We start from the raw sequence: 23,407 nt of genomic DNA on the forward strand, positions 1-23,407 counted from the left end.
TAATTACTACTATCGCGATTGTTTTATTTTTTGATTAGCAGCGGTTGAGCAAGCTACGCATTATTGTTTTGAACGGTCATCGGTTGTCACTGCTCTGTCAAAAAGCATCTATTGAGTGTAAAAAATATCAAATACTCAAATTTGAGATACCTTTAAAGCCCATTACTCAGAAATGTCCTACATGACAATTACCTATATCTTGCCGACGTAATAAACTGGTCAAAGCTTTCACACCAGATAATAACGGTGTTGTATTTAGCCGCATCAAACCCTGTTGGAAGAGTGACAGTGAAGCGATCGAAACTTTTGACATCACCAACCTGAACCATCTGTTCTTTTTGCGCTAAAAAATCTGCTTCGGCTTCAATAAAGGTTGGCGAAAAATATAACTTGTAGTCGGGCCCAGGAGCCAAACCGCCAACAAAGGCAACTTCATCTTGGCTGATGGAAAGTGAACCTTCTCCCCAATGTAAAAAATCACTATCTTTACGATCTTTTTGAAAACTCGCAGTATAAATAGCCTGCGTGGTGATACTTTGCACCTGCTGCATCGTAGGAGATGGAGGTTGAGTGAGAATGGGCAACGCATAAATTCCTAATGCGAAGCCCAATGCGATACACATCGTGTGTGTTAGCAGCAGCAATATCCTTTTCATCCTGACACTCACTTGAAAAATCACTGCTATAAATGTACATGATTTTTAATAAAATATCATTGTTGAATTAGATACTTATTGGTAATTAAGAGCTGTTTTCTCTGCCAATGTCACAATAACTTTTACCGCTTGCTCCATTCCCTCTATCGAAACGAACTCATGGATGCCATGAAAGTTGTAAACACCTGTGAAAATGTTAGGGCATGGCAGGCCCATAAATGATCATCGCGCACCGACCAGACCACCATCAATGGTGTAAGCCCACTCGGCTCCGAACCTTGCCACATCAAACTTGTCAGCACCTCGGCCGATCTCTTCGTCCGGCGTAAAGCCAATACAGATCTCACCGTGAGGGATTTCGGGATATTGAATTGGAGAGAATATTTGATCACCTTTGCCTAACGCAATATCGCCACCCTGATAATCTTTTACAATCTGCGCTTTTACATTCTCACCTGAAGCATCAGGCGCAGTATCCATATGCGCGATAAAGCCAATGGCTGGAACAGGATAATCTACGTTACTTGGCAGCTTAGCCATTACATACCCATTGGAATCGAGAGAAACATTACTTAAGCCAAGTTCAATCAATTCCTGTTTAAGAAATTGAGCAAAGGTCATTTGTCCTTCGCTGCTTGGACAGGCAAGATGGTTCGGATTTGATTGAGTATTAAAAGTCACATAGCGCAGAAAACGTTGTACCAATTCATTCATAAATACATTCTCTTATAATTTAAGCCTTACTCATAACGAGCTCTCATCGTACGCCTTCTTAGCTACAAGGCTTTGCTATAAATCATTTTTTTCGCAATAACTAGCGAATACAAAAAAGCCCGAACAGCATAGCTATTCGGGCTTAAAAATATTCAAGTTGCAGGATTAAAGCAGAATAAAGATACCTGCCAAACATGCACTCGTCAGGTTAGCTAATGTGCCAGCAAGCACAGCTTTAATGCCTAAATTGGCTACTTCAGCGCGTCTCTCTGGCGCAATAACGCCGATTGAGCCCAGCTGGATTGCAATAGAACCAATGTTAGCAAAACCACAAAGTGCAAAAGTAATGATGACTTGGCTATGCTCTGAAAGCAGAGCTTTATGTTCAACAAAATCAATGAACGCAACAAATTCATTCATTACGATCTTCTGACCAATGTATGAGCCAGCCATCAACACTTCATTAGAAGGAACACCTATAACCCATGCTAGTGGCGAAAACAAATATCCAAACAGTGCTTGGAGCGTCATGCCACTAAAGCCAACCAACTCACCTAGGCTTTCAAGACCCGTATTCACCATCGCAATCACACTGACAAAAGCTATCAGCATAGTACCCACCGCAACAGCCACCTTCATGCCATTCATCGCACCACTTGCTAGTGCATCAATCACATTGCTCTCTTGCGCTTGATCCATTTCAATATTTGATTGGTCGATAGGAGTATCACGTTCAGGCACAATGATTTTTGCCATCATCAAACTACCTGGTGCAGCCATAAAACTCGCGGCAATCAGATATTTTAACTCCACTCCCAGACCTGCATAGCCTCCGAGCACACTCCCAGCAACAGACGCCATGCCACCAGCCATAACGGCAAACAGCTCAGAACGAGTCATTCGAGAAAGAAAAGGACGAACTAGAAGAGGAGACTCACCTTGAGAAAGAAAAATGTTACCCGTTGCCACCAAAGATTCTGCTTTACTGGTGCCAAGGAATTTTTGAATACCGCCACCGATGAACTCGATAACTTTTTGCATAATGCCGAGATAATAAAGTGCAGAAATAAGAGCACTGAAGAAGATGATGATAGGAAGAACGCGAACAGCAAAAATGAACCCAGTGTTGGCTAGATCACCAAATAGGAAGGCTATCCCTTGGTCTGCAAACCCCAATAAGCTCGATACGCCGCTACTTAAACTTGTTAATGCTGCCTGTCCCCAAGGGAAGTAAAGCACTAACGCTGCAAAACCAACTTGAAGTAACAGAGCACGGGACACTGTTTTCCAGTTAATTGATTGGCGACTTTCCGACAGGAATACTGCACACAAAAGCAGGGCAATGACACCGATTAAGCCAAATAAAACATTCATTAAAAATTACCTCTACAAGCATTGAATTGGTAGCTGGTCCTGTCCTTGGGGTCATTCACCATTCCCTGTGACGGCTTGTATTGGTAGAGCTGTTATTCTCAACCGGGCGGAAAGTATAGCGCCACGAATGAGAGTTTCATCACATATTTTTACGCAAACGTTCAAGTGTTCAATGTATGACCACTTTGCATATTTGGGACACCTATTGGTCGCGGTTAACTTCGTTTTTACCCTTGTCAACATACGCACTTAAACACCTATAAAATTGGAACCAAACTCTCAATTTCACTATCGAAGCATCACAATTATTGGCCAAAAACTGGCGTTATATCATTTGGCACCTAGTGTTAAATAACAAAGCTTAACGTACCTTTGGTATGACAATTAAGTTCACTACAACGTCATAGGCTAACACAACTAAGACTTTCCCCCGCTCATGCGGGGATTTTTTTGGCTCGTAAGGAAGGATCGTATGGTATTTTCCCTCCCAACCGCTAGAATACCCAGCCTACTTTGATGTCTGAGAGCCTATATGCAACGCGATTACACTTACAGCAGTCTCACTCAAACTTCTCGTGAAGAACTTGAAGAATTGAGCTTGAAAATGATTCATCGTCTTATTCCTGAAGAATCAATGACAGAACTGTTTACGTTTGAGCAAGATGAGACCGAAGATCAGGATAAGCTTCAAGAAGCTCAGTTTGATGCAATGCTAAGAATGAACGCTATCGCACTGAGCCAACTGCCAGCATTGTTTGAAGAATCGGACAATGAGCAGCAAAACATCATTCGAATGCAGCGACTACTGCTGTGGCATTTTTACACAGTATCGTTCCATCTAGAGCGAGCGATTCCACTTGAGACTCACTGTAACCACGTTGAGATAATCCTCAAGGAGAGCCCTCAAAACGCACTCGAATGGGTAACGACACTCACTGACTTACTGCGTCAATACGCTCAGATTGCACAGTCAAAATGACGATACTAGAAAGCGACATCGACTACCCGTCACCTCCAGATGTCCTAATTCATTGGATAGCCAAAGAGAGGGATAGGCTCAGATCACCCTGAGACTCGAAGTTCTGTTCCATAACATAGAGAAAAGCCGAGCTTGAACTCGGCTTAGTAGTGTGGTCTAGAAAGGATGAGCTGCGAGTTGCTGACTGTCTTCTAGCATCTGTTGTGCAACATACTGGTGTGTCGCTGTTGTCGGATGGGTTACGTCCCAAAACACAAACTTATCCGAACCTTGATAAGCACACTCAGAGCGCAAAGGATGGTTGTACAAATAGTCGACGGATGAAGAACGATTAATATCGAGACACGCTTCACTTGCGTTAACAAATCCATGCGCTTGAGGATCGGCAACCAAGCTCTCAAACAAAGCATGAGTATCATGCAGAGTAATGGTGTACCCCTGTGCAGTGGAGTTCGCCACTTGGGCTTTTATGAATCGATTCATCTCCACAATCTTCGCGCGAATTTTGTCAATTTCTTCTTGGGTAGAATAGCGAAACTGAGGCGCACGTGTTGCGTCTGGTAACGTCATTAACAAGAGGTGCTTCGCCCCAACGTCGGTGAGTCGAATCAGTGCCTCTGCATAATCAGATTTAACCTCCGCGACACTTCGGTTGTAATTCATGAAGTCATTCAATCCAAACTCCAAGGTAAATAGCGTATTTTCAGGTCGGTAGTTTTTCGCTAACTTCGCGTAGGTTAAATAGGATGTGACCTGATCCCCGACGCCCGTTAACGCAATGTATTGGTTCTCGCCCGCAGCCCCACCGACCGCCCAGTTGTAAAGAGGTAGATTCTTCGCTTTAGCAATGTATTCCGTCCAAACAAACCCGTTCGAAAAATGCCCCAAGAACCAACTGTTCGGGTTAGGGAAACGCCACTGCGAGGCATTAAAAAAGAGGCTATTTTTACCATATACCTGTTCGGATAGCCAGTAACCTAGTTAATAGCAACAAGATCACTTTAACTCTACCGTACCCTACTCCCAATCAAGGATTACTTTGCCAGAAAGCCCGCTACGCATAGCGTCGAAGCCTGCTTGGAAGTCATCAACTTTGAAGTGATGAGTGATGATTGGCGTGAGATCTAGGCCTGACTGAATCAATGAAGCCATCTTGTACCACGTTTCGAACATTTCCCGTCCGTAGATACCTTTAATAACAAGACCTTTAAAGATAACTTGGTTCCAGTCAATACCCATATCTGATGGTGGAATACCTAATAGGGCAATACGACCACCGTGGTTCATTGTTTGTAGCATTGAGTTGAACGCTGAAGGTACACCAGACATTTCAAGGCCAACATCGAAGCCTTCTGTCATACCAAGTTCAGCCATCACGTCCTCAAGCTTTTGCTCTGCAACGTTAACAGCGCGAGTCACACCCATCTTACGAGCAAGATCAAGGCGGTATTCGTTTACGTCCGTGATCACTACATGACGAGCACCTACGTGCTTAGCAACCGCTGCAGCCATAATGCCGATAGGGCCTGCGCCAGTGATCAGTACGTCTTCACCAACTAGGTCGAAAGACAGTGCTGTATGTACCGCGTTGCCAAATGGGTCAAAGATTGACGCAAGGTCATCAGAAATCCCTTCAGGGATTTTGAATGCGTTAAATGCTGGAATCACTAGGTACTCAGAGAACGCACCTGTGCGGTTAACACCAACACCCGTTGTGTTACGACATAGATGAGTACGTCCACCACGACAGTTACGGCAGTGACCACAAGTAATATGGCCTTCACCAGATACGCGGTCACCGATTTCGAAGCCACGGACTTCTTGACCAATGCCAACCACTTCACCCACATATTCATGACCTACAACCATAGGAACCGGAATGTTTTTTTGTGACCACTCATCCCAGTTGTAGATGTGAACGTCAGTGCCACAGATAGCGGTTTTCTTAATACGGATCAGAAGATCGTTATGACCAAGTTCAGGCTTGTCGACCTCAGTCATCCAGATGCCTTGTTCAGGCTTTAGTTTTGATAGTGCTTTGATTTTCATTATTTGATGATCTCCATGTCACGACCCACTTCGATAAACGCATCGATAGCGCGATCTAGCTGCTCACGAGAGTGTGCTGCTGACATTTGTGTACGAATACGTGCCTGACCTTTTGGTACTACAGGGAAAGAGAAACCGATCACGTAGATGCCTTTCTCTAAAGCGCGCTCTGCAAACTCGGCAGCTACTTTGGCATCGCCTAACATGATTGGGATAATTGCGTGGTCTGCACCACCCATAGTGAATCCAGCCGCTTCCATACGTGCACGGAAGTGTGCGGCGTTTTGCCATAGGCGGGCGCGTAGATCACCACTCTCTTCAAGCAGGTCAAGAACGCGGATAGAAGCGTTGACGATTGCTGGTGCAACAGAGTTAGAGAATAGGTATGGACGTGAACGCTGACGTAGCCAGTCGATCACTTCAGCTTTACCAGAAGTGTAACCGCCTGAAGCGCCGCCCATCGCTTTACCCAGTGTGCCTGTGATGATGTCGATGCGATCTACCACATTGTGGTACTCGTGAGTGCCTGCACCTGTTTTGCCCATAAAGCCTACAGCGTGCGAATCATCAACCATTGTCAGTGCGCCGTACTTTTCAGCAAGGTCACAGATGGCAGGAAGATTAGCCACCACACCATCCATTGAAAAAACACCGTCAGTCACAATCAGGATGTGACGAGCGCCAGCTTCTTTTGCTGCGATTAGTTGCTGCTCTAGCTCTTCCATATTGTTGTTTGAGTAACGGAAACGCATAGCTTTACATAAGCGAACACCATCAATGATTGAGGCGTGGTTTAGCGCATCAGAAATGATAGCGTCTTCTGCACCTAGAATCGTTTCGAACAGACCAGCGTTCGCATCGAAACAAGAGGTGTATAGGATGGTGTCTTCTTTACCCAAGAACTTAGAAAGCTTTTGTTCAAGTTCTTTATGGATGTCTTGAGTACCACAGATAAAACGCACAGATGCCATACCAAAGCCGTGAACATCCATACCCTCTTTACCTGCTTCGATTAGAGCAGGGTGATTTGCAAGGCCAAGGTAGTTGTTCGCACAGAAGTTAAGCACTTCTTCGCCGGTTGAGATTTTCACCGCAGCGGCCTGTTGCGAAGTGATCACACGCTCTGATTTATAAAGGCCTTCCGCCTTTACTTCTTCAATTTGCTGTTGGATCTGTTGGTAGAATGCAGAAGACATTTCAAATTCCTTCCTAGTTATTATGATTGTAAGCATATCGCTTATCGATTGCCTTGAGCGCATTGCTAAAGACTAAAATCTGCTGTCTTAAGTGTAATTCAAGCACGTTGTTTCCATTATCCTGTTGAGCGGAAAAACATTATTGAATTTGAGGCACAAATTAAACGCTTTTGTGATGACCGTCGCTCAGGATCACGCTAAACTCCCCCATCACTGCCATTAATGCACTCCACTATGAAAAACACCAAACTGATCGCCCTACTCCCTGACTTAGCGAGTTTTATTTTAATCGTTGACGAAGGAAGCTTTACCGCTGCGGCGAAACAGCTTGAGGTGACGCCTTCAGCGCTAAGTAAACTGGTGACTCGATTGGAGACCTCTCTATCGGTGAAACTGTTTGAACGCACGACGCGCAAGCTGATCATTACCCGCTCAGGTCAACAGGTTTATGATCAGGCAATGGTCATGGTTAACGCCGCCAAGCAAGCCGTTGAACTTTCGACTTCAGATCATCAAGAAATGTCGGGGGCGTTGACCGTTGCAGCACCCGAAGCGTTCTTAAACTCGGTGCTTCAGCCTCACGTTGTGCCTTTTCTCAAGCAATACCCGCACATTCAGCTCAAACTCCGCGCTGCGGATGGCGAAATAGATTTGATCCGCGATGGAATTGATGTCGCTTTCAAACTCACCGATAAGCCAGATGAGAATTTGGTATTGAGAGAAGTGAGTAAAACTAACTTAGTGCTGTGTGCAAGCCCTGAATATGTCGAACAGCGAGGGATGCCAACCCACCCAACAGAGCTGGTAAAACATGACTGTTTGTACCTAGCAGAAACCGACCGTGACCATATCTGGGACTTTTTTAAAGAAGACGAGTACCACTCAGTACCCGTTAGCGGACGCTACGCAGTTAACCACTCACAAATGCGATTGACAGGGGTTAAGAATGCACTTGGTATCGGCATCTTCCATGACTTTGTTATCGCCGATGCGATTGCGCAAAACCAAGTCGTTCCAGTCTTGCCAGACTGGACAATCAAAAGCAACTACCACGGGGCAATAGCAATTCAGTACCCACAAACCAAGTACATGCCCGCTCGTTTACGTGGATTCATCGACTATATGACCGAGCAACTGAGTCAAAAATAATACCGCCCTGAGGAGAGCCTCAGAGCGGTATCCATCAACTCACGCGACTAACACGCTAAGTATTCGCACAGTCTGGTACTTCTGCTGACGACAAATGCATCAAACAACAAGGTCGCAATAATCGTTACCCCTGCCAATGGGAAGCAGAGGCTGATCACCACAACGGACACCAGCCCCACCTTCCAAATACCTTCTTGTTCAAAACGCGCTGGCACTCCCAACTTGTTCTGTTTACTTGGACGTCGTAGCCACCACATCATCGCACCCGTGATTGAAACTGGCGTGAGTCAGAACCGATTGGCGACCGTCGCTTCTGAAGCCGCGATAAACTGCGTCACTCTGGCTTTGGGATATTGAGCAATAACGGCTTGCATCTGCTTCGACACAGATTGAACCGTCTCTTGTGGAGTAACCGTTAAAATTTCGCCGTAACGAAAATGTTCAATCTCATCATCAAACAGCATCACTATACCGGTGAGACTTAGCATTAACATAAACGGGATAACGAATAAGCCAGCATAGAAGTGCCAACGCCAAGCGAGGAAATAGCGTGCTTTAGCGTTTTTCTTTTCGATGGATTGCTGACTTTTTGATGAGCGTGCGTGTTCCTTAGGTTGAGTCTCAAACTGACTACCCAGCATTATATTTTCCTTTTTAAGACGCACAGCGTCGCACCTCGAATCATGTCGAGGCTAATCGCTGAGCATTAACTTTACTTAGTGGCTTTAAGCCTAATTATTATGAGATATCGATAAAGTTGGAAAAAAGAACCGCGGGCGGAGCGCGTGGGATAGCAAATTGAAAACGTTCACTTAGAGCCAAATAAGTGTACGAATCCATCGTCGCTAATGTCGATCTTCGTGCGTGTTGGGGTGTTGGAAGAGAATCCTGATGAAAACTGGAAAAGTGACTAAATGGACAAGGTTTGCTGTGTTGGGTTTCTACCGTACCTTCTTCAACTTGAACCAGCTCAAAACCATTGATAGTACAGAGCGTCGCCCACACCCCGGCATTGGCACCATGGGCGTTTATAACAGGCATCAATGTCACAAGCACCCAGCTAAGGGCACTTGCGATTAACATGCTTCGCTTAAAATAAGACGCTCTGATCATTGTCATTCTCAATAGTTAGAGCGCAAATATATAACCTTCTGCTAACAAACTCAGTAACCTACGATAAAAAACCTAACATTGATCATGGTTTTTTACCCTTACAGTATGGCCTTGAGCCTTTTAGCCAAATAGCTTGCTCCAGATGCTTGGATTACGCTTATCATGATACTCAACACGTAAATCGTCGACGCGTTTTAACTCCGCTTTGGCCGCTTCTAAGTTACCAGCCTCTAATTTCGCCTCAATAGAGTCCAACGCAACAGAAAGCTTATTAAAGCCTTCAAGGTAAAGATCGGTTTTCTCTGGCGGGTATTCACCCCGTTTCGACTGATCGATTAACTCCGAGAGATTAGCAACTGCGGATTTCATTTGGGTGATTTCCTCTGCCTGAGCGGCCTGTTTGAACTCGACTTTCATCTGTTTCATGGTCGCTTTCAAATCGAAATCACTCGCAAACACTTGAGCTGACATAACTAAGGCGAATACAGGAACCAGTTTTTTCATTGTATTTATTCTTTATTTCGGGGAAATGAGGACAAAGTGTACTGAATTTATTCCGCACACATGAGCGTAAATTTGTATCAACTTATAACGGTTTAAAGTCTTCGATAACCTCACGACTACGTAACGCCAAGAAGTCTAAAAACTGCCGATCACCCAGTTCAACAACGACATTAGCCTATCAACTCTCCCCTGTTTAAGTCCACCGAAACCCACTCCTAAAGGCTTTCAATAATAAAAACATCAATATGAAGTAGTTTTTTTGCATCATCGCCAGTTTGTTCAATACTTAGAATGTACTTGCTACTGGACAGATCATGAGAAAGCGTCGTTACTCCCTAAGTATTCATATCACTACTCTATTTCTGGTTCTCACGACATTAGTGGGCTCGGTTCTTATTGCCATCAGTTACCGACATGCTCAGGATTTGTTAACCGGAAGTGCGAAAGAACTCAGCAGTGAAAACGGTCGACAGCTGGAATCAACGTTCCAGGTCAAAGCGGGGCCGATTCTTACCACTCTCGATTTTATGGCGATGAGTAGAGCAATTGATGACCATCGGGCACCTGAAAAAAATCAACTTTTCCTCGGCTCACTCCATTTGATTTTTCAACGCAACCCAGGAGTCGTCGCACTTTTCTATGCTAACGATTCTGGAGACCTCACACTGATTCGCGCCCTTAGAACCAATGGCGACCGAGAACGATTTGGTGCACCAGACAAAGCCGCGCTGATGATCAACACGACCAACCCGTCTGGTCTCAATCGTTTTACCTTCCTTGATGGTAGTTTCCGCAATGTTGGACAGCGCCAAAGCAATGACAATAAGTTTGATCCACGCACTCGTCCGTGGTTCTCCAATGCAGACCTAGATGGCGAAATACGACTCACTGAGCCATATTTTTTTTACTTCCTGAAGACCAACGGAGTTACACTATCGCGTCGTTCGCCGGATAGTAAGAGCGTCGTTGGAGCAGATTTCACCTTAACTTCGCTCTCTGAACAAATCAGTCGAATGGGACATTCGGAAAATACCAAGCTGACTCTATTTGACAATAAATTCAACATATTGGCCCATCACAATGTTGGCATAGAACAGAGTGACGACGGCCGCCCCAGTGTTGATTTACTCAAAGACAGCGTATTTAGAACCGTCATCAACCGTAGTTCGAGCCAAATTATTTACGAAACGCTTGAGCACGATGACCAGAATTGGTCAGTGACGTTAACGCCAGTTAGCTTAAACAACAAAACCCGCTTGTTACTCGCTGAAGCGACACCTCAAGATGATTTGCTCTCTTCATTGCTGTCAATGCGAGATAAGCAAGTTCGAGTCGCGGTCGCAATGTTGCTGATGAGCTTTGTTGTCGTTTGGTTAGTGGTACAACGTTTGGCTAACCCGCTTCAGGTATTAGTGAGGCAGACCGACAACATCGCCCGTTTTGATTTTAAAAAGACTCGTTACACCAAAAGTGTCATCAAAGAAGTGGCCAACCTCACTCAATCTATCGAGTTGATGGAACATACACTCTATGATTTACTCATGCTGCTTCGAGATACCGCCAGCAATCAAGATTTCGCAGTACTCGCTAAAACGATCGCCCATCAAAGTTTTTTAGTCACCAAGGCAGAAACTATCGTTCTCTTTACTCGCGATGACAAAGCAAACTCGCTGCTACCGTCAGCAAACCAAGCCATTATTCCGTTCAAAATCGATATCAATCAGTTGATCCAATCCACACCTTGGGTCAGCACCGACTTAGCAAAAGGCGATATTGTCCATCTCAACCGCGAAGATAACGTACTGGCGAAGTACAGAGAAATCCTCTATAACTCCGACACTTACCTATTCCCACTCCACAATCGGACTCATGAACTGATCGGTGTACTGCTACTTGGTTATGAACGAGCCATCACCCCTGAACAATCAGATAAACACGCATTCCTCAAAGAACTGCTCAGTTTTGGCGCATTGGCAAAAGAGAATATCGACCGTATCGAACAACAAAAAGAGATGCTCACCGCGTTTGTTGAGCTGATTGCTTCTGCCATTGATACCAAATCGCCGTACACGGGTAGTCACTGTCAGCGTATCCCTAAACTGACTGAAATGCTGGTTAAGGCTACCGAGCAAGATAACAGCTATTTTCCGCTGTTTAAGATGTCGAAACAGCAATGGGAAGAGTTGCATCTCGCCTCTTGGCTGCATGATTGCGGTAAAGTCACCACGCCAGAATACGTAATAGACAAAGCGACGAAATTGGAAACCATATACGATCGGATCCACGAAGTCCGGATGCGTTTTGAATTGCTCAAAGCGCAAGCTGAAATCGACTATTGGAAAGCGCTATCTGCGGGGGGAGACGACAAGCAGTTGAAAGAAACGTTGACCCGTAAACAACAGCAACTTGATGAGGACTTTTACTTCATTGCTGAATGTAATATCGGTGGTGAAAATATGAGTCAGGATGCTCTAGAACGCCTGAAGAAAATCAGTGCCTATAAATGGACAAGGACGTTAGATGACCAAGCTGGTGTCTCATGGATAGAAAAACAACGTGCCGGAAAGCCTAGCGATTTACCCGTTGAAGAGTCAATCCTCGCCGACAAACAAGTGCATCTCATTGAGTGGCAGAGTAACACTAAACCACAGGATTTTTGGCAAGAGGAGTTTGTATTGGTACCAGGCGATTACAAGTACAATCGTGGCGAACTCTATAACCTCTCCATCCAGAGAGGGACCCTGAACGATGAAGAGCGCTTTATTATCAATGACCATATCATTCAGACCATCATGATGCTCAATCGTCTTCCCTACCCGGACCATCTCAAAAATATTCCTGAAATCGCAGGAGGACATCATGAGCGAATGGATGGCAAAGGTTATCCAAAAGGTTTATTCCAAGAACAACTATCCATTCCCGCACGTGTTATGGCGATTGCCGATGTCTTTGAAGCTCTGACTTCAAGCAATAGGCCGTACAAAAAAGCCAAAACTCTATCTGAATCTGTAGAAATCATGACGGAGATGGCAACAACGGGACACATTGATCCTAAGCTATATCTGATTTTTCTTGAACAACACATCGATCAGCAGTACGCAGAGATGTTTTTATCACCAAATCAGTTGGGCGAGATTGACCGTGGAGCGCATATCAAAAGAGTGAAAAGCTTCCTAAAATCCCATTTCTAACGACTCCCCCAATTTGCGAATCAAATTAGAGTAAATACATCATTTTTATCTCAAAACGCAAAATCATACTCTAACTATAACTTTCAACAAGTTAGCTCACCAATGAGTCAATATTTAATCGATTGCCCTCTCAAAGGTTGATGTATATCAAAGAGTCATAGACAATACGCTGCCATCTGAGCATTGAGCTCCGTTTTTTGGCGTCAGCCCCGCTGACAAATGAAAGAATTGGCACGCTTTATTGGCTTTTGCCTATCAGTTTAATAGGCAAGACCAGTTTTATAATTTGAGGTGTCGTTGATAGGGTTGGTCTACTTAAATGCCAACCTCCTAGGCACATGCTAACTACCTCGTTTCTAAGGGAAAGATGATGGTAATACCAGAAAACAGCAGCATCGTTATTTTTGGTGCTTCGGGCGACTTAACGTATCGTAAGTTGATCCCTGCTTTATATCACCTTTACTCAAACAAACAGCTGCCTGAGAACTTCGCTATCCTCGGCGTAAGTCGTACGGAATACAGCGATGAGTCTTACCGTGAAAAGCTAAAACGTTCTCTTCAGGAAATGGAGAAAACTGAGCCAGCAACATTAGATGCTTTTATCAACCATCTGCATTACCAGGCGATCAACACCTCGGATACTTCTGATTACTCTAAACTGTCGTTGCGTCTCAACCAATTGGCAGACCATTATCAGTTCGAGCAACGCAATACGCTATTCTACCTAGCAACGCCACCAAGCCTATACAGCATCATTCCAGCCAGCCTTGCTGCACACGGTTTGAACAATGAAGATGACGGTTGGAAACGCCTAATCATCGAAAAACCGTTTGGCTATGATCTGGCTTCTGCGCGTAAACTCGATAAAGAAATTCATGAGCACTTCCAAGAGCACCAAATCTACCGTATTGACCATTACCTAGGTAAAGAAACAGTACAGAACTTATTGGTATTCCGCTTCTCCAACGCAATGTTTGAACCATTGTGGAATCGCAACTTCATCGACTATGTTGAAATCACAGGCGCGGAATTCCTCGGTGTGGAAGAGCGTGGTGGCTACTACGACGGCTCGGGCGCTGTTCGTGATATGTTCCAAAACCACTTGCTGCAAGTCCTTGCTATGGTCGGTATGGAACCACCGGCACAAATCAATGCAGACTCAATGCGTGATGAAGTGGTTAAAGTTCTTCAGTGTCTAAAACCGCTTGAAGAAGACGATTTACGTAACAACCTCGTTCTTGGTCAGTACACTGAATCGGATGTACGTGGTGAATTTTTACCAAGCTACCGTAATGAGCCAGGTGTTGCCGAAGATTCGCGCACTGAGACTTACGTTGGCCTGAAAGCGTACATCAACAACTGGCGTTGGAATGGCGTGCCTTTCTATGTCCGCACAGGTAAACGCCTCCCAACACGTGTCACGGAAGTGGTTATTCATTTCAAACAGACACCGCATCCAGTGTTTGGTCAAAATGCGCCAGAAAACAAACTGATCATTCGTATTCAGCCAGACGAAGGCATCCAAATGAGCTTTGGTTTAAAAGAACCAGGCGCCGGTTTCCATGCCAAAGAAGTGAAAATGAACTTCCATTATGCTTCTCTGCAAGAAACGCAAATGCTGACGGCCTATGAGCGTTTACTGCTTGATGCACTAAACGGTGATGCGACGCTGTTTGCTCGTAGCGATGCGGTCGAAGCGTGCTGGAAATACGTTCAACCGATTCTAGACTTCAAACAAGACCCACAAGCTCTATTTGGTTACGCTTGTGGTACATGGGGACCAAAAGAGTCTGATGACTTACTGCAACGTGACAATCGTGCATGGCGCTTCCCTTGTAAAAACTTAACTGACACGGATTACTGTGAACTATGATTAATCACAAGATTTTTCCAACCGCTGAACAAGTGGTGGCAAGCTTAGCTGACGACATGAAAGCCTATAGCGAACTTGGCCGACCTGTCCATATTTCACTCTCTGGCGGTAGCACGCCGAAGATGCTATTTAAACTATTGGCAAGTGACACTTACGCGACATCCATTCAATGGAACAACCTGCACTTCTGGTGGGGTGATGAGCGCTGTGTCGCACCAGACGATGTAGAAAGCAACTATGGCGAGGCCAACGCCTTACTGTTTAGCCAAGTCAATCTTCCTCGCGAAAACATCCACCGTATTCGCGGCGAAGATGAGCCAGCCGTTGAAGCAAAACGCTTTGCTGAAGAAATGGCTGCCGTGATTCCATGTGAAAATGGCACTCCTGTGTTTGACTGGATTCTACTCGGCGTTGGGGCAGATGGTCACACTGCATCCCTGTTCCCAAATCAAACAAATTACCAGGATGAGAACTTATCTGTGCTTGCCTCTCACCCTGAGTCAGGACAAATTCGCGTTTCAAAAACCGCAAAAGTGTTGGAAGCAGCGAAACGCATCAGCTACCTCGTACTTGGTGCAGGCAAAGTTGACATTGTAAACGAAATTCATACTACTCCGGCGAATGAGCTGCCTTATCCAGCAGCAAAAATCCAGTCAAAAACTGGTCTAACGGAATGGTACTTAGATTCAGACGCAGCAGCAAAAATCGCGTAATGCGAGCGCGTAAATAGAAAATTGGAGAGAAAAAATGAAAGGTGATATCGGTGTAATTGGCCTAGCAGTAATGGGGCAAAACCTTATCCTAAACATGAACGACCATGGTTTCAAAGTGGTTGCTCACAACCGTACTGCTGCGAAAGTAGACGAGTTCCTAGAAGGCCCAGCTAAAGGTACTAACATCATTGGTGCTTATTCACTAGAAGAGCTAGTTGAGAAACTAGAAACACCACGTAAAGTGATGCTCATGGTACGTGCAGGTGAAGTTGTAGATACATTTATCGAAGCGCTAGCACCACTTCTTGAGAAAGGTGACATCATCATTGATGGTGGTAACACCAACTACCCAGACACTAACCGCCGTGTTGCTGCACTACGTGAGAAAGGCATTCACTTTATCGGTACAGGTGTTTCTGGTGGTGAAGAAGGTGCTCGTTTTGGACCTTCGATCATGCCGGGTGGTTCTCCTGAAGCATGGGAAGCGGTAAAACCTATCTTCCAAAGCATCTCTGCTAAAACTGACGCGGGCGAGCCTTGTTGTGACTGGGTTGGTAACGACGGTGCTGGCCACTTCGTTAAAATGGTTCACAACGGTATCGAATACGGCGACATGCAGCTTATCACTGAAGCGTACCAGTTCATGAAAGATGGCTTAGGTATGTCTGCTGACGAGATGCAAGCGGTATTCGCTGAGTGGAACAAAACCGAATTGGATAGCTACCTAGTAGAAATCACGGCTGATATCCTAGGCTACAAAGACGAAGACGGTGAGCCTCTAGTAGAGAAGATCCTAGACACTGCTGGTCAAAAAGGTACCGGTAAATGGACGGGTATCAACGCACTAGACCTAGGCATTCCACTGACGCTAATCTCTGAATCCGTTTTCTCTCGCTGCCTATCTGCGCTAAAAGATCAGCGTGTTGAAGCAGAATCTTTATTCGGCAAAACTATCACACCAGTAGAAGGGGATAAGCAAGAGTGGGTTGATGCACTTCGCCAAGCTCTACTTGCGTCTAAGATCATCTCTTACGCTCAAGGCTTTATGCTAATGCGTGAAGCGTCAAACGAGAACGGCTGGGAGTTAAATTACGGTAACGTAGCGCTAATGTGGCGTGGCGGTTGTATCATCCGTTCAGCTTTCCTAGGTAACATCCGTGATGCGTATGAAGCGAACCCTGACATCGCGTTCCTAGGTTCAGACGATTACTTCAAAGGCATTCTACAAAATAGCCTAAGCGCTTGGCGTAAAGTTGCAGCAAAATCATTGGAAGCAGGTATCCCAATGCCTTGTACCATCTCAGCACTCTCTTTCCTAGACGGTTATACGACAGCTCGCCTGCCAGCTAACCTTCTGCAAGCGCAGCGTGACTACTTCGGTGCTCACACCTACGAACGCATTGACCGTCCACGTGGTGAGTTCTTCCACACTAACTGGACTGGTACAGGCGGCGATACAGCCTCTACAACTTACGATGTGTAATCTAAGTTAAATTTGCCGCAAAGCCGATTTGGTAATCAAATCGGCTTTTTTATTATCGGTTCATCCAGCGAATTCATCATTACTCAATAATTCACTACTATAATTAAAGCAAAACAATCACTTATCAAAATGCCATATGCGCAAATAAAAAGGAAAGAAAATAGAATATTGCTTTATTAGGTATATTATTGGCTTTTCTGTTAATAAATCATTGCAAACTAATAACGATATTTATCGATAAAATATCGATTTAAAATATATCCGTCAAGCGCTCCCTATTCATGCCCTTGTTCCGCACGAATACTAGCTATTGCGTAGTTCAAAGATAAAAGCACTAAACTATTGGTGGGTTGTACGATAAGAGCAAGCATGGTTGCCAGTAGTTCTCGATGTAAGAGGCTGGTGGATGAGTTAGCGCAAAGTCCCTGTCAAACGTATGATTAATAGTAATCTTCATCCTTATAAAGCTCACTGATGAAATCCAGCTCTTCATCTGAGAGCAATTGCCCGGACTTATCCATTTCACTCAGGATTTTATCAACTTCGTGCTTGATGTTTCGGAGCTGCTGGTCATTGAGTCCTTCCAACTCTGATTTTATTTCACTAAACTTCATTCCGTTCATTCAGTCACCAGAAAGTCAGATTAATTGAGTTAATTTATACCACATCTTTATAAAGAAATTTAATTTAAAGAAATACCCTACATTTTATTCGGACTTATCTCTAGGTAATCATAAAGTTTATGGTTAACTTTAGTTACTTTATATTAACATAAACAATAATTAGCCTTAATTATCCAATAGGACTAATTAGAATACTTTTATCTAAATCTTTGAAATTATTTTTATGTTAATTTAACCAACGTCTCTAATTTGATAACCGTACATGGTAAATTGCAAAGATTGGCGCAATAGCTAAGGATTGAGAAGAGGAGAATACGTGGAAAATCGGATAAGGTAAAAAGAGCCATACCTCTCAGCGTTGAGAGGTAGTGTAGATATAATTCGTATCAAACCGTTTATCGACGAACTAAAGTTTGACCATCGACAAAGCCGATGCTTTTTATCTCGCGATGTTTGATGTTCCTTATTACACTCCAATCGAGGTGTGATTGAGAGAAAGAGCAATAGATATGCCGACCTCCGGACAACTCCGTTTTTAAGAAATCTTCCAACGACTGAACATTAGACGCAATAAACAGATCTCTTTCATCAATTAGCGGTGTTTTTTCAAAGGCGATGGGTGAGTAGTGTGTGAGCATATATGTTTTATCCTCTAGGCCAGTACAGTGCTGGCTTTGTGTAAGGCAAAGTGAGTAACCTCCTTTTATTTATCTCCTACAAGTATTGTATTACAAATGGTTAATGAACTTGGGAAAGACATCCTTTCCAAAATGGAAACAGAAGAGCGCCTAATGGCGCTCTTCTGTTTATCGTTTCCTTTGAACTTATCGGTGACATAGAGAGCAAAACTGGCAATCAGTGCGATCACCGACACGGTAGAAAGAGCTGGCATGCTCAGGATCCATGCAAACGTCGCGGCAAGAAATGCGATGAAGGTAATCATGCGACTGCTTGACATTACTCTGCCTAATTTTCTGTTCATAACGCCTCCTAAGTATCAACAAAGGGACATGGCTACAACATTAATCGGCCATGTTTTGACCAATTCATTATGCCGTAATGTAAGCTAAATAAGCCTAAATCAAACTCAAAATAACTCGGTATGTGACACTGCGCAATGAGTTAGTCGACGCGTTACCAATAGACATCAACAAAGAAATAGACGGTCATCACTATGCTCGACAAGGCGACAAACCCTTTCACGTAAACCTGCTCCACTTTTCGCGATACACGAGCGGCAACATAGCCCCCCGAAAGCGTTCCTAACATCACAGCAAAGCCTCTAGGCCAATCAATTGCGCCATCAAGAACGAACACGACAATGGCAATGATTGAAACACATGAAGAGATAAGCAACTTCAGGCCGTTCATCTGGTTGATATCGTTATGTCCGGCCAAGACTAAGTAGCTGAGGACGATAACGCCCAACCCAGCATTGAAGAATCCCCCATATGCGGAAACCAGAATCAATAACAACGTAATGGAGATCACCGCCCATATCGGACTCAGCGACGCCGTTCTCGCCGCTTGACTGACCCAATGACTGATTTTATTGCCAAAAACAAATAGCAAGGTAGCAAACAATAGCAGCCATGGTATGGCGACCAAAAACTGCTGCTCAGACACACTCAGAAGCAAGTAAGCTCCAATGGCACCGCCAAGGAGACTGAAGAAGATCATTGATTTCAATGCACTAGCCGACTGAGCGATGTCCTGACGAAATCCGTAGGTACCGCTGATATAACCTGCGCATGCCGCGAAGGTATTGGTCGCATTAGCAATCACAGGAGGTACACCAACAAACATGAGTGCAGGAAACGTGATAAAGCTTCCACCGCCCGCAATGCTGTTAAGTATACCGCCCAGAACACCAGCGCCAAATAGTAGAATCCATTCCATTTTGGTTACGAGTTTTTATTAGGGGTTAACTACTCTAACCTGCTCTTTCCATTGAACAAATAGAGATGAGTAAATTTTGTGCTCAAGCTACTGAATATCTAACGCGATTGCTTTCCAGTCCCGTAACTCATCTCGGTAGTATTGAGTCTGCTTTGTGGTCATGGTGTTGATGACTTTGACCAAGTACTGATTCGCGATCTGTTTATTGTGGTCGATTTTCTGTTCCAACTCTGGCGCATAGAAGCTATCAGGATTGAACATTAGCTTGTGAAACTCTGGTTGAAACTTGTTGATATCAAGTCGATTGGTCAGTAATGCGTTCATCTCTATGCGCATCTTGGTCTGATGATCAATCCAGTCATGTGATGTGACGTAAAGCGCTGCCACCCATTCATCGAGCAAGCTTTGCTGTTGGTCGGTGAGATCACCTATCCATGTTTCGAGATTCTCTTCTATTCGCTCTCGGTAACGTTGTTTTACTTCTGGTTCACTCAGTGGCTGGTATCTTTTTTTGTATTTGGTATGACGAACACGAATACTGTCCATAACCTGCCCGACTTGACTGTCAGATAACTCACGCGCAACAGAATACAGTTCGGGCGCAACTCTCGTCACTAGACGCTGAGAATGGTTGTGAAACTTTATCTCTTGCTGTTCGAGTTGTTGCAGTGTAAATGTGCTCGGTTCTATCTCGATGAGCTCATCAAGATGCTCGATATAATTGGGGATTTCTTCACGTCGGTGCCATTCACTAAGAACCGCCACCTTCTGACTCACTAGCTCTTCCTGTTCATCGTTTAACTCAACATAGTCATCTAAATACTCCAGCAACAACCAATCCATGTTGTTGTAGACAAACTTAGAGCTACAACCAATTAGGGACAAACAAATTACCAATAGTAATGCGAGTTTTTTCATTGCTTCTTCCTACGCAACGCACTGCTAGAACCATTATTATTACCATAGACACAATCTTCCTTTGTGTCTGCGACAATTTGTCACTGAGTGGGCAACCCTATCTCAATTATTGCTAAATAAAATAGTCGATATGTTACCGATGCCGGATATAATAGCCAGCTCAGAAACGATCAGGTAATAACATGAAAATTTGTGGTGTAGAACTTCAAGGTAACGACGCAGTAATCTGCCTTCTTTCACATGCCGACAGCGTAGTCCACTTGCCAGACTGCCGCGTAGCAAAGCTAAGCATAGGCAATGCTAACGACACGCAAGAAGTGAAGAAATTCCAGTTCTCATTTGCTAAGCTAATTCAAGACTACAAAATTGAAAAAGTTGTCATTCGCCAACGTCAAACAAAAGGCAAATTTGCTGGTGGTGCCGTTGGTTTCAAATTAGAAGCAGCAATCCAGCTTATTGATGATGTGGAAGTGAAAGTTGTTTCTCCAACTGACATCAAAGAGAGCCTGAAGCGAAACCCACTCGGTATCCAGTTTAAGGATACGGGTCTTAAACAATACCAAGAACCGGCATTCATGACGGCATACGCTTGCGCAATGATGCGTGGTTAAGTGAATCAGATATAATTAAGCCCAAGCATTCTGCTTGGGCGTTTTCATTTTTGCTAAACCGGCATTCAACCAATCACACCGCGCTATGGCTGTTTGTCGAAACACTTAACGCCTTGCGGAATCTCATACCAATCCTGTTTTTCACTGACCCAGACGTGCGCTGTCGGTTCAAACACATGATGATCCGAATCGCTGCTTGATTTCAATTTAAGCTTTATTGTCGATGGATCATCTGGGTTGAAGTGATAGACCCGATTCCCACATTGAGCACAAAACTTCGCATAATTTTTGTTGCCGCTCTCTGCCATTCGCTGCCACTCCTTTAGCTCGCCTTTAAATTCAATATCTTGGGTCGCAACAATGGCAGTCACACTAAAAGGAGCCGTCGCAAGTTTTTGGCATTCTCGACAATGACATGCTAATACCATCTTAGGTGGCTGGTGCAATTGGTAACTCACCTGACCGCACTGACACGTACCTTCCACTAGATAACTCATTCCTTATTCCTCCCTGACTTCACGGCGTTTACAAACAAGGCACTTTGCCTTTGATTGTACAATTATCAGCCACAGTAACGGGGTTATCGCTCAAATACCAGTATGTGTGACGCGTAGACCAGAGAATAATTAACAGTGTAAATCTGAGCTCTACCAAGAGAACAGTGGCAAAGATGAGATTGCCTAAATTGCGTATAAAACAGAAAAGGGACGCAAGCGTCCCTTTTCTGTTTTTATGCCGTTTTATCACTTATTGACGTTCAGTACGCATACCCATGAGTAAGCTTACACACATCAACAGAAGAACTATCGTAAACGGTAGCGCCGTAGAGATCGCCCCTGCCTGTAATGCCTGAACCGCTTCAGAGCCACCAATCCATAATAGTGCGACAGCAATCGCTCCTTCCATAAAGGCCCAAAAGACGCGCTGAATGACAGGCGCATCAACCTTACCACCAGCCGTGATGCTATCAATCACTAACGAGCCAGAATCTGAAGAGGTAATAAAGAACACCAAAACCAGAATGATGGCAATCACAGATAGAATTGAACCGTACGGCAACACATCAAACATTTGGAACATGGCCAGAGACACGTCCGTCAGACCCTCGCTACCAAGCTCACCCACATTGTTGATGACCTGATCTATTGCCATGCCGCCAAAGGTTGACATCCACAGTAGCGTCACCGCTGTCGGGACAAGCAAGACTGCTGTGATGAACTCACGAACTGTACGTCCTTTAGAAACACGCGCAATAAACATACCTACAAATGGCGACCATGAGATCCACCAAGCCCAGTAGAATACTGTCCACCCCTGAAACCAAGCTTCGTCTTCTCGTCCATGTGGATTACTTAATGGAATGATATTCTCCACGTACGACATAAATGTCGTGCCAATATTCCCTACAACAATCGCATAGCCGATAAGGGCCACTAAAATGAGTAATAGGAAGGCAACAAGCATGTTGATATTACTGATGACCTTCACTCCACCGTCGATACCACGTACAACAGAGACGACAGCCAACAAGGTCACAACCGTGATCACAACTACCTGCAAGCCTAAACCTGACTCAATGCCAAACACGTGGTGAATACCACTTGCTGCTTGCTGTGCTCCCAGCCCCAAAGATGTCGCTAGACCAAACAAGGTTGCCAGTACCGCTAAGATATCGACAACATGACCTGCCCAACCCCACGCTCTATCGCCAAGTAACGGATAGAAAATCGAACGAATGGAAAGTGGTAGCCCTTTGTTATAAGCGAAAAAAGCCAGCGATAATGCAACAACACCGTAGATTGCCCATGGGTGAAGCCCCCAATGGAACATAGTTGCGCCCAAGGCAAGCTTAGCGGCTTCAGGCGAATTCGCTTCAACACCCAATGGCGTTTCATACCAACCTGTAAAATAAGCGACTGGTTCCGCAACGCTCCAAAACATGAGACCGATACCCATACCGGCGGCAAATAACATCGATAGCCAAGACAGGTATGAGTAGTCTGCTGTAGCCTCATTGCCACCTAAGCGAATTTTACCTAGCGGCGATACGATCAAAGCTAAACAAAAAATCACGAAGATGTTCCCGGACCAGATAAACAGCCAATCAAAGTTGCCAATGATCTGCCACTTGATGCCATCCAATGTCGCCTTGGCTGATTCCGCATCCATGACCAACACGGCAATCAAAAACAGGGCAATTAGACTCGCACTCCATCCAAAGACTGGATTGTGAACGTCAAATCCCCATTTCTGCACGTTATCTTGACCGATTGTATAGTCGGTACTGTCAATACTGTACTTATCTATGCCTTTAGTCATTCTTCCCCTCTGCATCTATTCTTTAATGAGTAACCGTTGCCCA

The 23,407-nt window shown here is 44.6% G+C and carries 20 protein-coding genes and 4 pseudogenes; 7 read left to right on the forward strand and 17 right to left on the reverse strand.

From position 1 onward, the window contains the following. Window positions 1-188 precede the first annotated feature (188 nt). The 3 genes and pseudogenes from QTN94_RS07125 to QTN94_RS07135 form a co-directional block, all read right to left on the reverse strand. Complete coding sequence (locus QTN94_RS07125; protein ID WP_331427289.1) at window positions 189-656, reverse strand: DM13 domain-containing protein; 468 nt, start codon at window positions 654-656, stop codon at window positions 189-191. Window positions 657-731: 75 nt separating this feature from the next. Beyond that, a pseudogene (locus QTN94_RS07130) lies at window positions 732-1,370 on the reverse strand (hypothetical protein). A gap of 165 nt (window positions 1,371-1,535) precedes the next feature. Beyond that, window positions 1,536-2,744, reverse strand: coding sequence for a NupC/NupG family nucleoside CNT transporter (locus QTN94_RS07135; protein ID WP_331417104.1), 1,209 nt, complete (start codon window positions 2,742-2,744; stop codon window positions 1,536-1,538). 532 nt (window positions 2,745-3,276) lie between these two features. Here QTN94_RS07135 and QTN94_RS07140 point away from each other — a divergent pair. Beyond that, complete coding sequence (locus QTN94_RS07140; protein WP_331417105.1) at window positions 3,277-3,723, forward strand: exoribonuclease R; 447 nt, start codon at window positions 3,277-3,279, stop codon at window positions 3,721-3,723. Between the two features lie 156 nt (window positions 3,724-3,879). Here QTN94_RS07140 and QTN94_RS07145 read toward each other — a convergent pair. From QTN94_RS07145 to QTN94_RS07155, 3 genes and pseudogenes are all read right to left on the reverse strand, one after another. Beyond that, window positions 3,880-4,656 (reverse strand): annotated as a pseudogene (locus QTN94_RS07145) (SGNH/GDSL hydrolase family protein); the annotation flags it as partial. A gap of 84 nt (window positions 4,657-4,740) precedes the next feature. Further along, a complete protein-coding gene (tdh, locus tag QTN94_RS07150; RefSeq protein ID WP_331427290.1) occupies window positions 4,741-5,772 on the reverse strand; it encodes an L-threonine 3-dehydrogenase in 1,032 nt (343 codons plus the stop codon). Then, complete coding sequence (locus QTN94_RS07155) at window positions 5,772-6,968, reverse strand: glycine C-acetyltransferase (protein ID WP_331427291.1); 1,197 nt, start codon at window positions 6,966-6,968, stop codon at window positions 5,772-5,774. The genes tdh and QTN94_RS07155 overlap by 1 nt, the downstream gene beginning before the upstream one ends. 234 nt (window positions 6,969-7,202) lie before the next feature. Here QTN94_RS07155 and QTN94_RS07160 point away from each other — a divergent pair, with 234 nt between their 5' ends. Then, on the forward strand, window positions 7,203-8,117 hold the full coding sequence (locus QTN94_RS07160) for a LysR family transcriptional regulator (protein ID WP_138972621.1): 915 nt from the start codon (window positions 7,203-7,205) through the stop codon (window positions 8,115-8,117). A gap of 47 nt (window positions 8,118-8,164) precedes the next feature. Here QTN94_RS07160 and QTN94_RS07165 read toward each other — a convergent pair whose 3' ends face one another. From QTN94_RS07165 to QTN94_RS07180, 4 genes and pseudogenes are all read right to left on the reverse strand, one after another. Then, entirely contained in the window at window positions 8,165-8,377 is a 213-nt protein-coding gene (locus QTN94_RS07165) for a hypothetical protein (protein WP_331427292.1), read from the reverse strand. Window positions 8,378-8,407: 30 nt separating this feature from the next. Continuing rightward, window positions 8,408-8,758: pseudogene (locus QTN94_RS07170) on the reverse strand (PepSY domain-containing protein); the annotation flags it as partial. Between the two features lie 97 nt (window positions 8,759-8,855). Then, window positions 8,856-9,230, reverse strand: a complete 375-nt coding sequence (locus tag QTN94_RS07175) for a hypothetical protein (RefSeq protein ID WP_331427293.1) — start codon at window positions 9,228-9,230, stop codon at window positions 8,856-8,858. A gap of 120 nt (window positions 9,231-9,350) precedes the next feature. Further along, entirely contained in the window at window positions 9,351-9,734 is a 384-nt protein-coding gene (locus tag QTN94_RS07180; protein ID WP_138972624.1) for a cytochrome b562, read from the reverse strand. A 314-nt stretch (window positions 9,735-10,048) separates the two neighbouring features. On the opposite strand from QTN94_RS07180, the gene QTN94_RS07185 reads away from it, so the two are divergent. From QTN94_RS07185 to gnd, 4 genes are all read left to right on the forward strand, one after another. Further along, complete coding sequence (locus tag QTN94_RS07185; protein ID WP_331427294.1) at window positions 10,049-12,925, forward strand: HD domain-containing phosphohydrolase; 2,877 nt, start codon at window positions 10,049-10,051, stop codon at window positions 12,923-12,925. Window positions 12,926-13,295: 370 nt separating this feature from the next. After that, window positions 13,296-14,798: a glucose-6-phosphate dehydrogenase gene (gene zwf / locus QTN94_RS07190; protein WP_331427304.1), complete on the forward strand. Its 1,503-nt coding sequence runs from the start codon at window positions 13,296-13,298 to the stop codon at window positions 14,796-14,798. Beyond that, entirely contained in the window at window positions 14,795-15,511 is a 717-nt protein-coding gene (gene pgl / locus QTN94_RS07195) for a 6-phosphogluconolactonase (RefSeq protein ID WP_331427295.1), read from the forward strand. Before zwf ends, pgl begins: the two co-directional genes overlap by 4 nt. A 34-nt stretch (window positions 15,512-15,545) precedes the next feature. Beyond that, the gene (gene gnd, locus QTN94_RS07200) at window positions 15,546-16,994 is read left to right on the forward strand and encodes a decarboxylating NADP(+)-dependent phosphogluconate dehydrogenase (RefSeq protein WP_138972627.1); all 1,449 of its coding nucleotides are present in this window, start codon (window positions 15,546-15,548) and stop codon (window positions 16,992-16,994) included. A 440-nt stretch (window positions 16,995-17,434) separates the two neighbouring features. On the opposite strand, the gene QTN94_RS07205 is transcribed toward gnd, so the two are convergent. The 5 genes and pseudogenes from QTN94_RS07205 to QTN94_RS07225 form a co-directional block, all read right to left on the reverse strand. Beyond that, window positions 17,435-17,608 carry a hypothetical protein gene (locus QTN94_RS07205; RefSeq protein WP_331427296.1) on the reverse strand — a complete coding sequence of 58 codons (174 nt, stop codon included), beginning with the start codon at window positions 17,606-17,608 and terminating at the stop codon, window positions 17,435-17,437. 404 nt (window positions 17,609-18,012) lie between these two features. After that, the gene (locus tag QTN94_RS07210) at window positions 18,013-18,255 is read right to left on the reverse strand and encodes a hypothetical protein (RefSeq protein ID WP_138972629.1); all 243 of its coding nucleotides are present in this window, start codon (window positions 18,253-18,255) and stop codon (window positions 18,013-18,015) included. Between the two features lie 155 nt (window positions 18,256-18,410). Next, window positions 18,411-18,599 (reverse strand): annotated as a pseudogene (locus QTN94_RS07215) (hypothetical protein); the annotation flags it as partial. A gap of 152 nt (window positions 18,600-18,751) precedes the next feature. Further along, on the reverse strand, window positions 18,752-19,516 hold the full coding sequence (locus tag QTN94_RS07220) for a sulfite exporter TauE/SafE family protein (RefSeq protein WP_138972631.1): 765 nt from the start codon (window positions 19,514-19,516) through the stop codon (window positions 18,752-18,754). 87 nt (window positions 19,517-19,603) lie between these two features. Next, complete coding sequence (locus tag QTN94_RS07225) at window positions 19,604-20,434, reverse strand: DUF6279 family lipoprotein (RefSeq protein ID WP_331427297.1); 831 nt, start codon at window positions 20,432-20,434, stop codon at window positions 19,604-19,606. 182 nt (window positions 20,435-20,616) lie between these two features. Here QTN94_RS07225 and QTN94_RS07230 point away from each other — a divergent pair, with 182 nt between their 5' ends. Continuing rightward, the gene (locus QTN94_RS07230) at window positions 20,617-21,045 is read left to right on the forward strand and encodes a DUF3010 family protein (RefSeq protein WP_138972633.1); all 429 of its coding nucleotides are present in this window, start codon (window positions 20,617-20,619) and stop codon (window positions 21,043-21,045) included. 83 nt (window positions 21,046-21,128) lie between these two features. Here QTN94_RS07230 and QTN94_RS07235 read toward each other — a convergent pair whose 3' ends face one another. Together QTN94_RS07235 and QTN94_RS07240 are read right to left on the reverse strand one after the other, a co-directional pair. Continuing rightward, entirely contained in the window at window positions 21,129-21,542 is a 414-nt protein-coding gene (locus QTN94_RS07235; RefSeq protein ID WP_331417728.1) for a GFA family protein, read from the reverse strand. A 250-nt stretch (window positions 21,543-21,792) separates the two neighbouring features. Beyond that, window positions 21,793-23,364, reverse strand: coding sequence for a BCCT family transporter (locus tag QTN94_RS07240; RefSeq protein WP_331427298.1), 1,572 nt, complete (start codon window positions 23,362-23,364; stop codon window positions 21,793-21,795). Window positions 23,365-23,407: the final 43 nt, after the last annotated feature.

Origin of the sequence: Vibrio sp. M250220, from assembly GCF_036533795.1 — a bacterium.
Taxonomy (GTDB): Bacteria; Pseudomonadota; Gammaproteobacteria; order Enterobacterales; family Vibrionaceae; genus Vibrio.

Bases quoted from the DNA above. Each gene is read 5' to 3' on its own strand.
- QTN94_RS07180 (WP_138972624.1), bottom strand. From the start codon at position 9,734: ATGAAAAAACTGGTTCCTGTATTCGCCTTAGTTATGTCAGCTCAAGTG.
- QTN94_RS07160 (WP_138972621.1), top strand. From the start codon at position 7,203: ATGAAAAACACCAAACTGATCGCCCTACTCCCTGACTTAGCGAGTTTT.
- zwf (WP_331427304.1), top strand. From the start codon at position 13,296: ATGGTAATACCAGAAAACAGCAGCATCGTTATTTTTGGTGCTTCGGGC.
- QTN94_RS07220 (WP_138972631.1), bottom strand. From the start codon at position 19,516: ATGGAATGGATTCTACTATTTGGCGCTGGTGTTCTGGGCGGTATACTT.
- QTN94_RS07210 (WP_138972629.1), bottom strand. From the start codon at position 18,255: ATGCTCACACACTACTCACCCATCGCCTTTGAAAAAACACCGCTAATT.
- QTN94_RS07225 (WP_331427297.1), bottom strand. From the start codon at position 20,434: ATGAAAAAACTCGCATTACTATTGGTAATTTGTTTGTCCCTAATTGGT.
- gnd (WP_138972627.1), top strand. From the start codon at position 15,546: ATGAAAGGTGATATCGGTGTAATTGGCCTAGCAGTAATGGGGCAAAAC.
- QTN94_RS07235 (WP_331417728.1), bottom strand. From the start codon at position 21,542: ATGAGTTATCTAGTGGAAGGTACGTGTCAGTGCGGTCAGGTGAGTTAC.
- QTN94_RS07140 (WP_331417105.1), top strand. From the start codon at position 3,277: ATGCAACGCGATTACACTTACAGCAGTCTCACTCAAACTTCTCGTGAA.
- QTN94_RS07185 (WP_331427294.1), top strand. From the start codon at position 10,049: ATGAGAAAGCGTCGTTACTCCCTAAGTATTCATATCACTACTCTATTT.
- QTN94_RS07155 (WP_331427291.1), bottom strand. From the start codon at position 6,968: ATGTCTTCTGCATTCTACCAACAGATCCAACAGCAAATTGAAGAAGTA.
- QTN94_RS07135 (WP_331417104.1), bottom strand. From the start codon at position 2,744: ATGAATGTTTTATTTGGCTTAATCGGTGTCATTGCCCTGCTTTTGTGT.
- QTN94_RS07230 (WP_138972633.1), top strand. From the start codon at position 20,617: ATGAAAATTTGTGGTGTAGAACTTCAAGGTAACGACGCAGTAATCTGC.
- QTN94_RS07165 (WP_331427292.1), bottom strand. From the start codon at position 8,377: ATGATGTGGTGGCTACGACGTCCAAGTAAACAGAACAAGTTGGGAGTG.
- pgl (WP_331427295.1), top strand. From the start codon at position 14,795: ATGATTAATCACAAGATTTTTCCAACCGCTGAACAAGTGGTGGCAAGC.
- QTN94_RS07240 (WP_331427298.1), bottom strand. From the start codon at position 23,364: ATGACTAAAGGCATAGATAAGTACAGTATTGACAGTACCGACTATACA.
- QTN94_RS07205 (WP_331427296.1), bottom strand. From the start codon at position 17,608: ATGAAGTTTAGTGAAATAAAATCAGAGTTGGAAGGACTCAATGACCAG.
- tdh (WP_331427290.1), bottom strand. From the start codon at position 5,772: ATGAAAATCAAAGCACTATCAAAACTAAAGCCTGAACAAGGCATCTGG.
- QTN94_RS07125 (WP_331427289.1), bottom strand. From the start codon at position 656: ATGAAAAGGATATTGCTGCTGCTAACACACACGATGTGTATCGCATTG.
- QTN94_RS07175 (WP_331427293.1), bottom strand. From the start codon at position 9,230: ATGATCAGAGCGTCTTATTTTAAGCGAAGCATGTTAATCGCAAGTGCC.